Annotated in this window: 13 protein-coding genes; 12 read left to right on the top strand and 1 reads right to left on the bottom strand. The window is 72.8% G+C overall.

What is annotated here, in order from left to right; all coding sequences use genetic code 11:
- The first annotated feature begins 155 nt into the window (after positions 1–155).
- The 10 genes from tal (at position 156) to ACFW3D_RS11575 (ending at position 10,188) form a co-directional block, all read left to right on the top strand.
- Complete coding sequence (gene tal, locus ACFW3D_RS11620; RefSeq protein ID WP_500503881.1) at positions 156–1,304, top strand: transaldolase; 1,149 nt, start codon at positions 156–158, stop codon at positions 1,302–1,304.
- Complete coding sequence (zwf, locus tag ACFW3D_RS11615) at positions 1,301–2,851, top strand: glucose-6-phosphate dehydrogenase (RefSeq protein WP_500503880.1); 1,551 nt, start codon at positions 1,301–1,303, stop codon at positions 2,849–2,851. The genes tal and zwf overlap by 4 nt, the downstream gene beginning before the upstream one ends.
- On the top strand, positions 2,848–3,906 hold the full coding sequence (gene opcA / locus ACFW3D_RS11610; RefSeq protein ID WP_500503878.1) for a glucose-6-phosphate dehydrogenase assembly protein OpcA: 1,059 nt from the start codon (positions 2,848–2,850) through the stop codon (positions 3,904–3,906). The genes zwf and opcA overlap by 4 nt, the downstream gene beginning before the upstream one ends.
- On the top strand, positions 3,899–5,548 hold the full coding sequence (pgi, locus tag ACFW3D_RS11605; RefSeq protein ID WP_500503877.1) for a glucose-6-phosphate isomerase: 1,650 nt from the start codon (positions 3,899–3,901) through the stop codon (positions 5,546–5,548). Before opcA ends, pgi begins: the two co-directional genes overlap by 8 nt.
- An 88-nt stretch (positions 5,549–5,636) precedes the next feature.
- Positions 5,637–6,524, top strand: a complete 888-nt coding sequence (gene gnd, locus ACFW3D_RS11600) for a phosphogluconate dehydrogenase (NAD(+)-dependent, decarboxylating) (RefSeq protein WP_500503876.1) — start codon at positions 5,637–5,639, stop codon at positions 6,522–6,524.
- A 100-nt stretch (positions 6,525–6,624) separates the two neighbouring features.
- A complete protein-coding gene (locus ACFW3D_RS11595; protein WP_500503875.1) occupies positions 6,625–7,302 on the top strand; it encodes a histidine phosphatase family protein in 678 nt (225 codons plus the stop codon).
- Positions 7,303–7,605: 303 nt separating this feature from the next.
- Positions 7,606–8,433 (top strand): SDR family oxidoreductase, encoded by an 828-nt coding sequence (locus tag ACFW3D_RS11590; protein WP_500503874.1) that lies wholly within the window; start codon positions 7,606–7,608, stop codon positions 8,431–8,433.
- A gap of 122 nt (positions 8,434–8,555) precedes the next feature.
- Complete coding sequence (gene nthB / locus ACFW3D_RS11585) at positions 8,556–9,221, top strand: nitrile hydratase subunit beta (protein WP_500503873.1); 666 nt, start codon at positions 8,556–8,558, stop codon at positions 9,219–9,221.
- The gene (gene nthA / locus ACFW3D_RS11580; RefSeq protein WP_500503872.1) at positions 9,218–9,817 is read left to right on the top strand and encodes a nitrile hydratase subunit alpha; all 600 of its coding nucleotides are present in this window, start codon (positions 9,218–9,220) and stop codon (positions 9,815–9,817) included. The genes nthB and nthA overlap by 4 nt, the downstream gene beginning before the upstream one ends.
- The gene (locus tag ACFW3D_RS11575) at positions 9,814–10,188 is read left to right on the top strand and encodes a nitrile hydratase accessory protein (RefSeq protein WP_500503871.1); all 375 of its coding nucleotides are present in this window, start codon (positions 9,814–9,816) and stop codon (positions 10,186–10,188) included. The genes nthA and ACFW3D_RS11575 overlap by 4 nt, the downstream gene beginning before the upstream one ends.
- A 50-nt stretch (positions 10,189–10,238) precedes the next feature.
- Here the strand turns inward: ACFW3D_RS11575 and ACFW3D_RS11570 are convergent, their stop codons facing one another.
- Complete coding sequence (locus ACFW3D_RS11570) at positions 10,239–12,482, bottom strand: ATP-binding SpoIIE family protein phosphatase (protein ID WP_500503870.1); 2,244 nt, start codon at positions 12,480–12,482, stop codon at positions 10,239–10,241.
- A 238-nt stretch (positions 12,483–12,720) separates the two neighbouring features.
- Between ACFW3D_RS11570 and ACFW3D_RS11565 the strand changes: the two genes are divergently transcribed.
- Both ACFW3D_RS11565 and ACFW3D_RS11560 read left to right on the top strand, forming a co-directional pair.
- Entirely contained in the window at positions 12,721–13,626 is a 906-nt protein-coding gene (locus ACFW3D_RS11565) for an NmrA family NAD(P)-binding protein (RefSeq protein ID WP_500503869.1), read from the top strand.
- 502 nt (positions 13,627–14,128) lie between these two features.
- A complete protein-coding gene (locus ACFW3D_RS11560) occupies positions 14,129–16,099 on the top strand; it encodes a multicopper oxidase family protein (protein WP_500503868.1) in 1,971 nt (656 codons plus the stop codon).
- Positions 16,100–16,104 lie beyond the last annotated feature (5 nt).

The following is a 16,104-nucleotide window of genomic DNA, read 5'->3' as shown; positions in this document are numbered from 1 at the left end:
CACGCAAGGTGTGATCTTCGTCGCCTCGTCACATTCCCGGGGCCCGCGCTGTCATGCCCGCGGGGAGGGACACCTCCGTCACCTGCGGAAACACGACCCCCGGCAGTCGGGAATCCTTTGGGGTCCGCCACGGTTGACGCGAGCGCAGAAGGAAGATGATCACAGTGAACGAAGAAGCAACCGCAACCGCGGAACCAGTGCAGCGCCTGGCCGCCGAGGGAGTCTCGGTCTGGCTCGACGACCTGTCGCGCAGACGCATCGCCTCCGGCGACCTCGGCCAACTGGTCGCGTCGGGGCGTGTGGTGGGCGTCACCACGAATCCGTCCATCTTCCGGGCCGCCATCGGCTCGGGTGAGGACTACCGGGAACAGCTCGCCGGCCTGGCCGCGCGCGGCGCAACCCCGGACGAAGCCGTCCGCACGATGACCGCCGACGACGTCCGTTCCGCGGCCGACATCCTGCGACCGGTGTACGAGGCGACCGGCGGCCGGGACGGCCGGGTGTCGATCGAGGTCGACCCGCGCCTCGCCCACCGCACGGAGGAGACCGTCGCCGAGGCCCGGCAGCTCGCCGGGCTCGTCGACCGCCCCAACGTGATGGTCAAGATCCCGGCGACCGCCGAGGGCCTGCCGGCCATCACGGAGGTCACCGGCCTCGGCATCAGCGTGAACGTCACGCTGATCTTCTCCCTGGACCGCTACCGCGAGGTCATGGAGGCCTACGTGGCCGGCCTGGAGAAGGCCCGTGCGGCGGGGATCGACCTGTCCACCGTGCACTCGGTCGCCTCGTTCTTCGTCTCCCGCGTGGACACGGAGGTCGACCGGCGGCTGACGGAACTGGGCACGGACGAGGCGTCGGCCATGAAGGGCAGGGCGGCGCTCGCCAACGCCCGGCTGGCGTACCGGGCGCAGCGGGAGTTCTTCACCGGTGACCGTTGGACCGCGCTCGCCACGGCCGGCGCCCACGAGCAGCGGCCCCTGTGGGCCTCCACCGGGGTGAAGGACCCGGCGTACCGGGACACCCGCTACATCGAGGAACTCGTCGCACCCGGAACGGTCACCACCGTGCCCGAGGCGACGCTGGACGCCGTCGCCGACCACGGCCGCATCGACGGCGACACCGTCACCGGCCGGCACGACCGGGCCGGTGCCGACCTGACCGCCCTGGAACGGCTGGGGATCCCCTACGACGAGGTGGTCCGGCAGCTGGAGGACGAGGGCGTGGCGAAGTTCGAGGCGGCCTGGGCCGAACTGCTGCAGGCCGTCGCAACCGCTCTGAACGGCAAGGGAGCCGAAGCGCGATGAGCAAGGACACGACCGGACCCGGTACCCCGTGGTCCAACCCCCTGCGCGACCCGTCCGACCGGCGGCTGCCGCGCATCGCGGGACCGTCCGGACTGGTGATCTTCGGCGTGACGGGCGACCTGTCCCGCAAGAAGCTGATGCCCGCCGTGTACGACCTGGCCAACCGTGGCCTGCTGCCACCGGGCTTCTCGCTCGTCGGCTTCGCCCGCCGCGACTGGGCCGACCAGGACTTCGCCCAGGTCGTGCACGACTCGGTGCGCGAGTACGCCCGGACGCCGTTCCGCGAGGAGGTGTGGCAGCAGCTCGCCGAGGGCATGCGCTTCATCCCCGGCGACTTCGACGACGACGTCGCGTTCAAGCAACTGGCCGTCACCGTGGACGAGCTCGACGCCGCCCGGGGCACCAGCGGCAACTACGCCTTCTACCTCTCCGTACCGCCGAAGTTCTTCCCCAAGGTCGTGCGGCAGCTGAAGAAGCACGGTCTCGCCGACGCCCCCGAGGGCTCCTGGCGACGGGCCGTCATCGAGAAGCCCTTCGGCCACGACCTGGCCAGCGCCCGTGAGCTGAACGCGCTCGTCCACGAGGTGTTCGCCCCGGAGCAGGTCTTCCGGATCGACCACTACCTGGGCAAGGAGACGGTCCAGAACATCCTGGCTCTGCGCTTCGCCAACACGATGTTCGAGCCGCTGTGGAACCGCTCCTACGTCGACCACGTGCAGATCACGATGGCCGAGGACATCGGCATCGGCGGTCGCGCCGGCTACTACGACGGCATCGGCGCCGCACGCGACGTCATCCAGAACCACCTCCTCCAACTCCTCGCGCTGACCGCGATGGAGGAGCCCGCCTCCTTCGACGCCGAATCCCTCCTCACCGAGAAGCTGAACGTGCTGCGCGCGGTCCGGCTCCCGGGTGACCTGGGCGCGCACACCGTACGCGGCCAGTACGCGCACGGCTGGCAGGGCGGTCAGGAGGTGAACGGCTACCTGGAGGAGGAGGGCATCGACCCCGGCTCCACCACCGACACCTACGCCGCGATCAAGCTGGGCATCGACAACCGCCGCTGGGCGGGCGTCCCGTTCTACCTCCGGGCCGGCAAGCGCCTGGGCCGCCGCGTCACCGAGATCGCGGTCGTCTTCCAGCGCGCCCCGCACTCCCCGTTCGACCCGGAGGCCACGCAGGAACTCGGCCAGAACGCGATCGTCATCCGCGTCCAGCCCGACGAGGGCATCACGGTGCGCTTCGGCTCGAAGGTGCCCGGGACGTCGATGGAGATACGCGACGTGACCATGGACTTCGCCTACGGCGAGTCCTTCACCGAGTCCAGCCCCGAGGCGTACGAGCGGCTCATCCTCGACGTGCTGCTCGGCGACGCCAACCTCTTCCCCCGCCACCAGGAGGTCGAGGAGTCCTGGAAGATCCTCGACCCGATCGAGCGGTACTGGGACACCCACGGACGGCCGGCGCAGTACACCGCGGGCAGCTGGGGCCCCGCGGAAGCCGACGAGATGCTCGCACGAGACGGACGGAGCTGGCGCAGGCCATGAGGATCGATCTGACCGACACCACGGCAAGCCACATCAACAAGGCCCTGGTGCAGGGCCGCCGCGCCATCGGCTCACCCGCCGTCGGCATGGTCCTGACCATGGTCATCGTGACCGACGAGGAGAACGCCCACGACGCCCTCAAGGCGGCGGAGCAGGCGGCGCAGGAGCACCCCTCGCGCACCCTCGTCGTGATCAGGCGGCCGTCGCGCACCACCCGCCGGCACATCCCCTCCCGCGTCGACGCCGAGGTCCGCGTCGGTTCGGACGCCGGATCCGGCGAGGCGGTGCTGCTGAGGCTGTTCGGCGAAGTGGCCGAGCACGCCGACTCCGTGGTCCTGCCGCTGCTGCTGCCCGACGCCCCCGTCGTCGTGTGGTGGCCCGCGGACGCGCCCGACGTACCGGCGAAGGACCCGCTCGGCGCGCTCGCCCAGCGCCGCATCACCGACGCGTACGCCGTGGACCGCCCGCTGGAGCGGCTGGCGGCCCGGGCCGGCTCGTACGCTCCCGGCGACACCGACCTCGCGTGGACCCGGCTGACGCCCTGGCGCTCCATGCTCGCCGCCGCGCTCGACCAGGCCCGCGCCCGGGTCACCTCCGCGGTCGTGGAGAGCGAGGCCGACAACCCCAGCGCCGAGCTGCTGGCCCGCTGGTTCGCCGACCGGCTGCGCGTTCCCGTCGAGCGGATCGTCACCGACGGTCCCGTCGTGACCGCGGTCCGGCTGCGCACCCCGGAGGGCGACATCCTCATCGACCGGCCCGAGGGCGCCGTGGCCCGGCTGTCCATCCCCGGACAGCCCACCCGCCTCCTCGCGCTGAAGGTGCGCAGCACCGCGGAGCTCATCGCGGAGGAGCTCCGCCGGCTCGACCCCGACGAGGCCTACGCCGCCGCTCTCCGGGCCCAGGTCAAGGCGCCCCGCGGCAAGGCCGCCCCGGCGAAGGCCGCCCCGGCCCGGGCGGTGAAGGCCCCCGCAGCGAAGGCCGGCGCAGCGAAGGCCGCCCCGGTGCCGCCGCAGCGCGCGCACCAGCACGAGAACCAGGAGAAGCACGATGCCTGACACACCCAAGCCGAGCCACCGCCCGCAGTGGGCCGCGCTGGCCGAGCACCGCGCCGCCACCCGGCCGGGACCGCACCTGCGCGAGCTGTTCGCCGCGGACCCCGCACGCGCGCGGCGCTACACGGTGGAGGTCGGCGACCTGCGCATCGACTACTCCAAGAACCTCGTGACGGACGAGACCCTCGCCCTGCTGCGCGACCTGGCCGCCGCCACCGGCGTGTTCGAGCTGCGCGACGCCATGTTCCGCGGTGAGAAGATCAACGTCACCGAGCGCAGGGCCGTCCTCCACACCGCCCTGCGCGCGCCCCGGGGCGCCGTGATCGAAGTGGACGGCGAGAACGTCGTGCCGGGGGTCCACGCCGTCCTCGACAAGATGTCCGTCTTCGCCGACCGGGTGCGCTCGGGGGAGTGGACCGGTCACACCGGCAGGCGGATCAGGAACGTCGTCAACATCGGCATCGGCGGCTCCGACCTCGGCCCCGCCATGGCGTACGAGGCGCTGCGCCCCTACACCGACCGCTCGCTGACGTTCCGTTTCGTCTCCAACGTCGACGGCGCGGACCTCCACGAGGCCCTGCAGGGCCTCGACCCGGCCGAGACGCTGTTCGTCGTCGCGTCCAAGACCTTCACCACCATCGAGACGATCAGCAACGCCACCTCGGCGCGCAGCTGGCTGCTGGCCGGGCTGGGCGGGGAGGAGAAGGCCGTCGCCCGGCACTTCGTCGCCCTGTCCACCAACACGGGCAAGGTCGCGGAGTTCGGCATCGACCCGGACAACATGTTCGAGTTCTGGGACTGGGTGGGCGGCCGCTACTCCTACGACTCGGCGATCGGCCTCTCCCTGATGATCGCCGTCGGCCCGCGGCGGTTCCGCGAGATGCTCGACGGCTTCCACACCGTCGACGAGCACTTCCGCACCGCCCCCGCCGAGGCCAACGCCCCGCTGATCCTCGGTCTGCTCGGCATCTGGTACGGCAACTTCCTCGGCGCCCAGTCGCACGCCGTCCTGCCGTACTCGCACTACCTGTCCAAGTTCACCGCCTACCTGCAGCAACTGGACATGGAGTCCAACGGCAAGTCCGTGGACCGCGACGGACGGCCCGTGGAGTGGGAGACCGGCCCCGTCGTGTGGGGCACGCCCGGCACCAACGGGCAGCACGCCTACTACCAGCTGATCCACCAGGGCACGAAGCTGATCCCGGCGGACCTCATCGGCTTCGCGCGCCCGGCCGGCGAGCTGAGCCCGGAACTCACCGCCCAGCACGACCTGCTGATGGCCAACCTGTTCGCACAGGGACAGGCGCTCGCCTTCGGCAAGACCGCCGACGAGGTCCGCGCCGAGGGCGTGCCGGAGGAGCAGGTCCCGCACCGGACCTTCCGCGGCGACCACCCGACGACCACCGTCCTGGCGACCGAACTGACCCCCTCGGTCCTCGGCCAGCTCATCGCGCTCTACGAGCACAAGGTCTTCGTCCAGGGCGCCCTGTGGAACATCGACTCCTTCGACCAGTGGGGCGTCGAACTCGGAAAGGTCCTCGCCAAGCGCGTCGAACCCGCCCTGACCGGCGAGGCCGACGTGCCCGGCCTCGACCCCTCCACCGCGGCCCTCGTGGCCGCGTACCGCACCCTGCGGGGCAACTGACCGGGGGACCCCCACGGCGGCGCCGCCCGGCCCCCGGGTGAGTGCCGCCCGCCGACCACACCCGTGACACACAGAAGGAGCACCTGACATGCAACTCGGACTCGTCGGCCTCGGCAAGATGGGCGGCAACATGCGCGAGCGGATCCGCCGCGCGGGCCACACCGTCGTCGGCTACGACCGGGACCCCGACCTGGCCGACGTCGGCAGCCTCACCGAACTGGTCGACAAGCTCGACGCGCCGCGCGTGGTGTGGGTGATGGTGCCGGCCGGCGCCGCCACCCAGTCCGTGGTCGACGAGCTCGGCGGCCTCCTCGAACCGGGCGACATCGTGGTCGACGGCGGCAACTCCCGCTGGACGGACGACGAGAAGCACGCCGAGGAGCTGGCCGCCAAGGGCATCGGCTTCGTCGACGCCGGGGTCTCCGGCGGCGTCTGGGGCCTGAAGAACGGTTACGCCCTCATGGTCGGCGGCCGGGCCGAGCACGTCGAGAAGGTGCAGCCGGTCTTCGACGCCCTCAAGCCCGCCGGTGACTTCGGCTTCGTCCACGCGGGCGCGGTCGGCGCCGGGCACTTCGCGAAGATGGTCCACAACGGCATCGAGTACGCCATGATGCAGGCCTACGCCGAGGGCTGGGAGCTGCTGGAGAAGGTCGACTCGGTCACCGACGTGCGCGAGGTGTTCCGCTCCTGGCAGGAGGGCACCGTCATCCGCTCGTGGCTGCTGGACCTGGCCGTGGGCGCCCTCGACGAGGACGAGCACCTCGACAGGCTCAAGGGCTACGCCGAGGACTCCGGCGAGGGCCGCTGGACCGTGGAGGCCGCCATCGACAACGCCGTGCCGCTGCCCGCGATCACCGCGTCGCTCTTCGCCCGCTTCGCGTCCCGCCAGGACGACTCCCCGCAGATGAAGATGATCGCCGCGCTCCGCAACCAGTTCGGCGGCCACGCCGTCACCTCCGCGGCCGACAAGGCCTGATCACCGCCTGATCACCGCCGGAGCCCGCGCCGCCCGGCGCGGGCTCCGCACCGCCTCACCCGCACCACCCCTCCTCCGTGCCGAAAGTGGATGAACGACCATGGGCGACCTGCTCCTGCTCCGCCACGGCGAAACCGCGTGGACCCTGTCCCGGCAGCACACCAGCCACACCGACTTGCCCCTCACCCCGCACGGCGAGGGCGAGGCCGCCCGCGTCGCGCCGCTGCTCCGCGGGCACGACATCGCCCTCGCCCTGAGCAGCCCCCTGCGCCGCGCCGTGCGCACCGCGGAACTGGCCGGAGTGACGGGTGCCGGGATCGACCCGGACCTCAGAGAATGGGACTACGGCGGCTACGAGGGCGTCACCACCGCGGAGATCCACCGCACCCGACCGAAGTGGAACCTGTGGACCGACGGAGTGGCATCCGGCCCCGCGGACCATCCCGGTGAGAGCCCCGACGAGGTCGGCCGCCGTGCCGACCGCGTGCTCGCCCGCGTCGAGCCGCTGCTGCGCGACCCCGGCGCGGGTGACGTGCTGCTCGTCGCCCACGGTCACATCCTGCGCGTCCTCACCGCCCGCCGCCTCGGCCTGCCGGCCGCTGCCGGTTCGCTGTTCGCCCTGGACACCGGCACCGTCAGCCGGCTCGGCACCGAGCACGGCCGCCCCGTCATCAAGGCCTGGAACACCACGGACGCCCGGGCGACCGGCGCCGTCCTCCCCTCCGGTGCCATCCCCCGGCAACGACGCCCCGCGCACGACACGCCCCCGGGCCGGTGAGGGGGCGCGGCCCCGTCAGGAACCCCTGAGGGCGCGGGCTCGCCCGGTCGCCCCCGGCACGGCGGCGCGGCGGTCGGCCGCCTCGCGGCATCCGGCAGCACGGCCCGGTCACCGGACGTCCGCCAGGACCTTCCGCGGCGCCGGGAGTTGATGCCCGGCGGGGCCACGGCCGCCCGGCCGGCCCCACCCGGCGCGCCGCTCCTGCCATCGCTCCGCCGGCCGTGCCGGTCCCGGCCCTCGACGAGGACGAACCCGCGGGACGAACGGGGGCGACCGCCGCTCGGCTGCCCTACGGTGGGGCACGTGAAGGTCCTCATCGTCGGCGGCAGCGGCTTCCTGGGCAGGGAGCTCGTACGGCAGGCCGTGGCCGCGGGTCTCGACACGGCCGGGACGTACCGTTCCCGACGCCCCGGTGGCGGGCCGGGCGTCCCGTGGCACCACCTCGACCTCCGCGCCCCGGGCGACCCTGCCGGGGTGCTGGCCGAGGTCGCCCCCGACACCGTCGTCAACGCCACCAGCGGGTACAGCGACTGGGAGGTCACCGCCGACGGCTCGGTACGGTTGGCACTCGCCGCGGCGGAACATGGCTGCCGCCTGGTCCACGTCTCCAGCGACGCAGTCTTCTCCGGGGCCCGCGTCCACTACGACGAGACCTGCCTGCCCGATCCCGTCACCCCGTACGGCGCCGCGAAGGCCGCCGCCGAGACCGCCGTGCGGCTCCTGGTGCCGTCCGCGGTGGTCGCGCGCACCTCGCTGATCATCGGCGACGGCGGATCCGTGCACGAGCGCCTGGTCCACGACCTGGCCGCCGGCGTGCGCGACGGCGCCCTGTTCACCGACGACGTCCGCTGCCCGGTGCACGTCGGGGACCTCGCCTCCGCCCTGTGGGAACTCGCGGTGTCCGACGCGTCCGGGGTGTTCCACCTCGCCGGGACGGACGCCCTCAGCCGCCACGAACTCGGCGCGCTCGTCGCCCGCCGGGACGGCCTCGACGCCACCGCGCTGCCCGCCGGGCGCCGCGCCGACGGCCTCGTGCCCGGGCCCTTCGACGTCCGCCTCGACAGCAGCGCCACCCAACGGCTCATAAGGACCCGCCTGCGCGGGGCCCGGGAGTTCCTCGCCCCGCGGTGAGGAGGCAGCCTGACGGCCCATCGGATGGAACCGGAGGGCGCGCGGGCCGTGTCGCCGGGAACGGCGCCCGCCGCCGGGCCAAGCTGGTGTGCCAGTGATCCCGGCACACGAAAGGGCACGCCATGGAGGGCATCGCCGACATGGGGGGCACCGAGGGATGGGGGCCCGTCCGGCCGCCGCGCCCCGGTGAACCGGTCTTCGCGGAACCCTGGCAGGCGCGGGCGTTCGCGCTGGCGATCCTCTCCATCCCGGTGGCCGGGTACAACGTGGACGCCTTCCGGCATGCCACGGAACGCCTGGACCGGGCCGCCTACCTGGACGAGGGCTACTTCGGCCGGTGGCTGAACGCCGCGGAGCTGGTGCTCACCGAGACCGCCGTCCTCGCGCCCACCGCGGTCGAGACCCGCGCCCGCAACCTGCGCGGCGAGCACGTCAGGGAGCCGCCGTTCCCCGAACCCGTCCGCCCGAACTACACGCCCACCGCCCCGGGCTCGCTCCGCACCGTGGACACCCCTCCGGGCTTCGCGGTCGGCGACCGGGTCCGGGCGAAGGACATGTCCCCGCCCGGGCACACACGGCTGCCGGGCTACCTGCGCGGACGCACCGGCGTCGTCGAGCTCGTGCAGCCCGCTGCCCTGCTGCCGGACACCCACGCGCACTTCCTGGGCGAGAACCCGCAGCACGTCTACTCCGTCCGGTTCGACTCCCGCGAACTGTGGGGCGCCGGCACCGAATCCTTCTCCGTCACCGCCGAGTTGTTCGAGAGCTACCTGGAGACCCCCTCATGACCCCCACCAGCGGTCCGGACGACCGCCCCGCCCCGGCCCTGCGCACCGAGGCGCTCGAGCAACTGCTCACCGAGCGCGGCCTGATCGACCCGGCGGCGATGGACACGATCATCGCCACCTACGAGACCCAGGTGGGCCCCCTCAACGGGGCCAAGGTCGTGGCCAGGGCGTGGACCGACCCGCAGTACAAGCGCCGGCTGCTCGAGGACGGCACCGCGGCCATCGCGGAACTGGGCTTCTCCGGACCGCAGGGCGAGCACATCGTCGTCGTGGAGAACACCCCCACCACGCACAACGTGGTGGTGTGCACCCTGTGCTCCTGCTACCCGTGGCCGGTGCTCGGCCTGCCGCCGAGCTGGTACAAGGACCCCGCCTACCGCTCGCGTGTGGTGCGGGAACCGCGCGCGGTGCTGTCCGAGATGGGACTCGACCTCGCCGACGACGTGCGGATCACCGTACGGGACTCCACCAGCGAGGTGCGCTGGCTGGTGCTGCCCGAACGCCCTGCCGGCACCGAGCACTTGACCGAGGAGGAGCTCGTGCCGCTGGTGACCCGGGACGCCATGGTCGGCGTGGCGAAGCTGACGGCGCCGTGAGCGCGCCCCTGGACGTCGACGGGCCTGCCGCTCCGCCCCGTTCCAACGGCGAGCTGGTCTTCGCCGAGCCCTGGGAGAGCCGCGCCTTCGGCATGGCCGTCGGCCTCCACGAGGCGGGCGCCTTCGCGTGGCCGCGGTTCCAGGCCGCGCTGATCGCCCGGATCCGCGCATGGGAGGACGGGCCCGCCGCGGACGAACCCTGGGACTACTACCGGCTCTGGCTGGCCGCCCTGGAGGACGTGCTCACCGAACAGGACGTGCTCCGCGCGGACGAGGTCACCGAACGCGCCCGTGCCCTCGCCGGCCGGCCCGCGGGCCACGACCACCGCGACCACGGGCCCCACCACCACGACCACCCCCATCCGCACTGACCGCGGTCCACCCGGACCCACGCGGTCCGGCCCGGACCCGGCCCGATCGGTCAGCCGTCCGGGACCGGCAGGTCGAGCGAGACGGTCTTGCCGCGGCCGTTGGGCGAGGTGTTCCACTGCCCGGCCAGGGCCTCGACGATGAGCAGGCCCCGGCCGTGCTCGGCCTCGGCGTTCTCCTCCTCGTCCAGGGTCAGGCGCGAGGGGACAGGCGGGTTGCCGTCGGAGTCCCGCACCTCCAGCCGGACGTGGTCCGCGAAGGCGCGCAACCGGACGTCGACGTCACTGCCCGCATGGATGAGGGCGTTGGTCACGATCTCCGACGCGATCAGCTGGAGGGCTTCCGACAGGTCCGCCAGTTCCCACGAGCGCAACCGCTCTTCGACGAACATCCGGGCCGCCTTGACCCCGTGCAGGTCGCGGCGCTGGACGTGCAGGCACGCCGTCCGCGGCGCGCCCTCGCCCACGGCGCCCTCGTACCGGGCCAGCAGCAGCACCGCGTCGTCGCGGCGCCACCGTGGGCCGGAGACCTCGGCGACCAGGCGGTCGGCCAGTCGCTCCAGGTCCGCCCCGGCCTCCTGGCCGCCCGCGTGGAGCAGGTCCCGGGCGCAGGCGCCGGGATCGCCGGTGGCGGAGTCGGTCAGGCCGTTGGAGTAGAGCATCAGCACGGACCCCGGCGACAGTGTGTGCTCACAACTCCGGTACGGGTGCCGCGCGGTGACGCCCAGGGGGAGGTTCGCCGGTGCGTCCAGGGTGTGCACGTCGCCGTCGGGCCGTCGTACGACCGGTGCCGGATGCCCGGCCAGGGCCACTTCGGCCGTGCCGTCGCCGGTGTCGAGGGCGACCACGCAGCACGTCACGAGCCGCTCCGTGCCGAGTTCGGCGAGCAGCCGGCCCGTCCGGTCGATCACCACGGCGGGCGGGTGGCCCTCGGTGGCGTACGAGGTGAGCGCGGTGCGCGCCTGGCCCATGACGGCGGCGCTGTCCAGGTCGTGGCCCTCCACGTCCCCGACGACGAGCACCATCCGCTCGTCCGACACCTTGATCACGTCGTACCAGTCACCGCCCACCTGGACGGTGGTCACGGCGGGCCGGTAACGCGCCGTGGTGGCCAGCCCCGGCAATTCGGAGAGGGCGGGCGGCAGCAGTCTGTGCTGCAGGTGTTCCGCGACCTCGCGCTGTCTGGCGCCCAGTTCGACACGTTCCACCGCCGCCCCCAGCATGCCGGCCATCATGCTGAGCACCGTCCGCTCCTCGGGCGGGAACGTGCGGGGTCCCGCGAACTGGAGGCAGCAGACGCCGACGACGTGCGGGTCCACCTCGGACGCCACGGCGACCGGCCTGCTCCCGACGACGAGCGGCAGGTAGGCCTCGGCCGGCGGCCCGGCATCCTGCCGGCCGGAGCCCGCGTCCGGCGGCGGACCCTCGGGCAGGAACAGCGCGTGCCCGCCGACGGCCTCCGCCGCCGGAGTGCGCGCGCCGAGCCGGGCGCCGTGGAGCGCGCGGACCATGGCGGAGGACGGTCCGCTGTGCCCGAGCACCCACAGCCGGCCGGCGCCCACCGAGGCCAGTACGAGGGCCCGGGCGCCGAACGGGGACATGATGGAGTCCGTGGCCCCCGCGATGAGGTGCTCCACCGTCGTGGCCTGGTTGAGCCGTTCGGCGAAGTGGCGCAGGGGGTACATCAGGCTGGCGCCGGCCGAGCCGGGGACATCGCGCACTCCCCAGCCCGGGGTGTGGATGCTCGAGTGGAACACCGGTACGAGTGCGGGTGAGGGGCCGGCCGCGATGGCGGTGCCGGCGCGTGCGAGCCCGGCCAGGGCCGCGGCCAGCGCGTCCGCGATCTCCTGCAGCACCCCGCGGTCCGCGGGACCGTAGCCGCCGTGGCTCTCCACGCGCAGCACGGTGAGCGCGCCGAAACGTTGCCGGCCCGCGGTGACCGGGGCCGCGAGGGCGGCGTACGGATACGGCAGGGCGTACCTCTGGTCCGGGTCGGCCGGGTCGGGATCGGGCAGGACCGCCACCTTGCCGGTGGCGACCGCGCGGGTCGAAGCGCGGGGCATGTCCATGCCCATCCGGCAGGGCATCGTGAAGCAGGACGGCGGGCTTCCGGCGATCATCGCCGCACGCACCTCGGAGCCGTCCGCGCCCAGCAGGTAGACCGCCGCGGACACGGCGTCCACGCGGAACAGGGCCTCACGGACGGCGCCGTGCAGGACCTCCTCGAGACCCGTGCCCCCGGTCCGTGCGGGCCCGCCTTCGCGGCGGTGTTCTCCGAGCGCGCTGTTGCTCGTCATCGAACGGCTCCCTCCTCACGAGTGTAGGTGCGGCGGGGGCCGGTCGCCCCAGGGCGGGACCCCGCCCCCGCGGTGCGGGGCGGGGTCCCGCCGGAGGCGGTCCCCTTGCCGCTCGACAGATAGGAGCATATGCTCCTAATTACGGGGTGACGGCACCCCCCGGCGCACCTCGTGCGCCGGGGACATCCGGAGCCGCACCCGTCACCGTGAACCCAGCAACCCAGAAGGAGACCGGCCGATGGCTGCCGACGATCTTGTCCTCCTCACCGGGGTCGGCGGCGTTGGCCGTGCCGTCCTCGAACTCCTGCGTGATCAGGACGTACCGGTACGCGCGATGGTCCGCCGCGACGACGAGCGGGCGGACGCGCTCCGCGCCCTCGGTGCGGAGGTGGTCACCGGCGATCTGACCCGGCCCGAGACCGTGGCCGCGGCGCTGGAGGGCGCGCGCCGGCTGTACTTCGCCATGCCCGTCTCGCCCGACCACCTGCTCGCGGCGACCGTGGTCGCGAGCGTCGCCCGCGAGTACGGGCGGCTGGACGCGCTGGTGGGCATGTCGCAGATGACGGTGTCCCAGATGACCGCGACCAGTGAGGGGGAGTCCCACCAGCAGCGGCTGCACTGGCTGGCGGAGCAGGTGCTGAACTGGTCGGGCCTGCCGGTGGTGCACGTCCGCCCGACGTCCTTCCTGGACAATCCGCTGTTCACCGCGCTGGCCGCACGGTCGATCCGGGAGAGCGGGACGATCGCGCTGCCGTTCGGCGCCGGGCGCACCTCGCCGGTGGCCGTGGAGGACGTCGCCCGGGTGGTCGCGACGGTCCTGGGCGACCCCGCCCCGCATGTCGGCCGGGTCTACGAGCTGACCGGGCCGCGCACGGTCGACATGACGGAGATGGCCGAGGAGTTCTCGCGGGCGCTGGGGCGCGAGGTGGCGTACGTCGACGTGCCCCCGGACCGGTGGCGGGCCGAGGTGCTCGGCCAGGTCGGCCTGCCGCCGCACATCGAGGCCCACATCGCCACCATGGGCCGGCTGCACCGGGAGAACCGCTACGACCGGGCGTCGGAGGACGTCGAGCGCGTGACGGGCGTGCCCGCCCGGACCGTCGAGCAGTTCGTCGCCGCGCGCCGGGGCTTCTACCTCGGCTGAGCCCGCGGGTGCCGTTCCGGTGTCCGTCGGGGGATGCCGGGCGGCGGGCGCGGCGTGCCCGCCGCGCGGCACCGACACGTTCGGTTTGATGGCGAATCAAGCTACTTGCACGTACAAGTGGTCGAATGTTCTACTTGCTTGACCGAGCAAATAGTGCGCGGGGGTTCAGCGCAGGCTGGGGGGATTGCCCGGGTACGAGTGCCGCACCGAGGTGGCGAACCCACCGTGGGAGTGCGGACCCCGGGAGCGCCGGACCGGCAGGAATCCTGCCGGGGCCGGCCGGCAGGCCGACGTGCCTGCCCTGACGCGGGATGCCGGGTGGCCGACAGGCCCGACCGCATCCGTCCGTGCCGGAAGTTTCCTCAGGCCGCCGGTCGTCCGCTCGGCATCGCCGCCCTGAGGCGCACGGAACGCCGCTCCCCGGACCCGGGGGAGCACGTGCGCGTCCCCTCGAAGCCGCGCCTCCCGCGCTCGTACCACCCAGAACAGGATGAACACTTACATGTCAACGACCAGCAGGCGGACCGTTCTCGGCATGGCCGGGGCCACCGCCGCCGCCGTCGCCGTCGCAGGTACCGGTGTCCTCGCCTCCACCGGCGTCTTCCAGGGCACTGCGGAGGCGGCCGATGCGCTGCAGGGCGTGAACGAGCCCACGTTCACGACGCTGAAGCCGTTCCGGGACCCGCTGCGCGTCCCGCCGACGCTGCGCCCCAAGAGCCATGGGATCACGGAGATCGACATGGTCGAGTCCCGGATCCGGCTGCACTCCCAGATGCCGCCCGCCCGGCTGTGGACCTACGCCGGACACTTCCCCGGCCCGACCATCGAGGTCCGCAGCGGGGAGCGGGTGCGCGTCGCCTGGAACAACAAGCTCAAGGGCCGGACCCCGGTCAAGGCGGTGTGGGTGAACGCCGAGGGCCCCGGCCCCGGCCTGCTGCCCTACAACCGTCCCGGCGCCGAGGGCGCGTCGCCGCGCCCCGAGGTCGAGCGGCTCACCGCATGGACCACGGTCCATGTGCACGGCGGTCACCAGAACGCCCTCAGCGACGGCGCCGCCGAGTTCGGGGTGACCTCCGGAAACGGGCAGTTGGGCGAGTACGCCAACGACCAGGCGGCGACGCACCTCTTCTACCACGACCACGCCATGTCGGTGACCTCGCTCAACGTCCAGTCCGGACTGATCGGCAACTACGTCGTCCGCGACGCGGAGGAGGACCGGCTCGGTCTGCCCCGCGGCGAGCACGAGATCCCGCTGACCATCCAGGACGTCAACTTCGACACCGACGCCCAGGGCCGGCTCACCGGCCAGGTCCTCGCCAAGCGGATCCTGGGCCCCGGCTCGATGCCGATGCCGGGCACCCTCCCGCCCGCCCTGGCGAGCCTGGCCCCGTTCACCATGGTCAACGGTGTGGTGTGGCCGTACCTGGACGTCCAGGCCCGCGCCTACCGCTTCCGGCTGCTGAACGTGTCCGGCGCCCGTATCTACCGCCTCGTCGTCGTGGACGAGGAGACCGGCAAGGTCGTGCGCGGCGCGATGAAGCTGATCGGCACCGACATGGGCCTGCTCGGCAAGCCGGAGACGATCGACGAGGCGATCTCCCTGTCGCCCGCGGAACGCGCCGACGTCGTCATCGACTTCGCGGCCTTCCCCGGCAGGAAGCTCAAGCTCGTCAACACCATCCCCGGCCAGACCCCCGGCGCCGACCTGCCCGACTTCCTGATCCCCCACGCCGAGGTCATGCAGTTCCGCGTCGAGAAGAAGCGCCGCGCGCTCCACCCGCTTCCGACAACGTTGTCGAAGTCCTTCCGCAGGCTCACCCTCGCCGATGTGCCCAAGGACGCCACCGAACGCTTCGTCCTGCTGAGCTTCGATACGACCGGCGCCATGCCCCAGATCTGGGAGATGGAGCAGGTCCCGGCCGGCACGGCACCCGGCACCGGCATCGTCACCGTCGACATGCCCGGCGGCACCCGGACGCTGCGCCGCACGGGCACCATGTTCGAGGACACCACCACCTTCTTCGCCGCCGCCGGCACCTGGGAGAAGTGGCACTTCATCAGCGCCGCCCCCGAGGGCGTGCCCATCTACCACCCGATGCACATCCACCTGATGAACTTCCAGGTCGTCGACCGGCGGGCCGTCGACACCTCCGGCATGGACTTCGCCACGGCGCAGACGAAGAAGCCCATCACCCTCGGCGCGCCGGTCCCGGTCGCCCCGGAGGAGGCCGGCTGGAAGGACACCATCACCGTCAACGCCAACACCCTGGTCACCGTGGCGGGACGGCTCGCCGACCAGACCGGCAAGGTGATGTACCACTGCCACCTCCTCGACCACGAGGACGAGGGCATGATGCGGCCCTTCGTCGTCATGCCCTCACCGGTCCACGACATCCACCGGATGCTGATGGACATGGGCAGGGGAATGGACGCGCACGACATGAAGCAGATGAAGAGCGGCATGAAGATGTAGCCCGC

It is taken from the genome of Streptomyces sp. NPDC058864, from assembly GCF_042742985.1.
GTDB lineage: Bacteria > Actinomycetota > Actinomycetes > Streptomycetales > Streptomycetaceae > Actinacidiphila.
This window is presented reverse-complemented; position numbering and strand designations above follow the sequence as displayed.

Bases quoted from the DNA above. Each gene is read 5' to 3' on its own strand.
- tal (WP_500503881.1), top strand. From the start codon at position 156: ATGATCACAGTGAACGAAGAAGCAACCGCAACCGCGGAACCAGTGCAG.
- zwf (WP_500503880.1), top strand. From the start codon at position 1,301: ATGAGCAAGGACACGACCGGACCCGGTACCCCGTGGTCCAACCCCCTG.
- opcA (WP_500503878.1), top strand. From the start codon at position 2,848: ATGAGGATCGATCTGACCGACACCACGGCAAGCCACATCAACAAGGCC.
- pgi (WP_500503877.1), top strand. From the start codon at position 3,899: ATGCCTGACACACCCAAGCCGAGCCACCGCCCGCAGTGGGCCGCGCTG.
- gnd (WP_500503876.1), top strand. From the start codon at position 5,637: ATGCAACTCGGACTCGTCGGCCTCGGCAAGATGGGCGGCAACATGCGC.
- ACFW3D_RS11595 (WP_500503875.1), top strand. From the start codon at position 6,625: ATGGGCGACCTGCTCCTGCTCCGCCACGGCGAAACCGCGTGGACCCTG.
- nthB (WP_500503873.1), top strand. From the start codon at position 8,556: ATGGAGGGCATCGCCGACATGGGGGGCACCGAGGGATGGGGGCCCGTC.
- nthA (WP_500503872.1), top strand. From the start codon at position 9,218: ATGACCCCCACCAGCGGTCCGGACGACCGCCCCGCCCCGGCCCTGCGC.
- ACFW3D_RS11570 (WP_500503870.1), bottom strand. From the start codon at position 12,482: ATGACGAGCAACAGCGCGCTCGGAGAACACCGCCGCGAAGGCGGGCCC.
- ACFW3D_RS11565 (WP_500503869.1), top strand. From the start codon at position 12,721: ATGGCTGCCGACGATCTTGTCCTCCTCACCGGGGTCGGCGGCGTTGGC.
- ACFW3D_RS11560 (WP_500503868.1), top strand. From the start codon at position 14,129: ATGTCAACGACCAGCAGGCGGACCGTTCTCGGCATGGCCGGGGCCACC.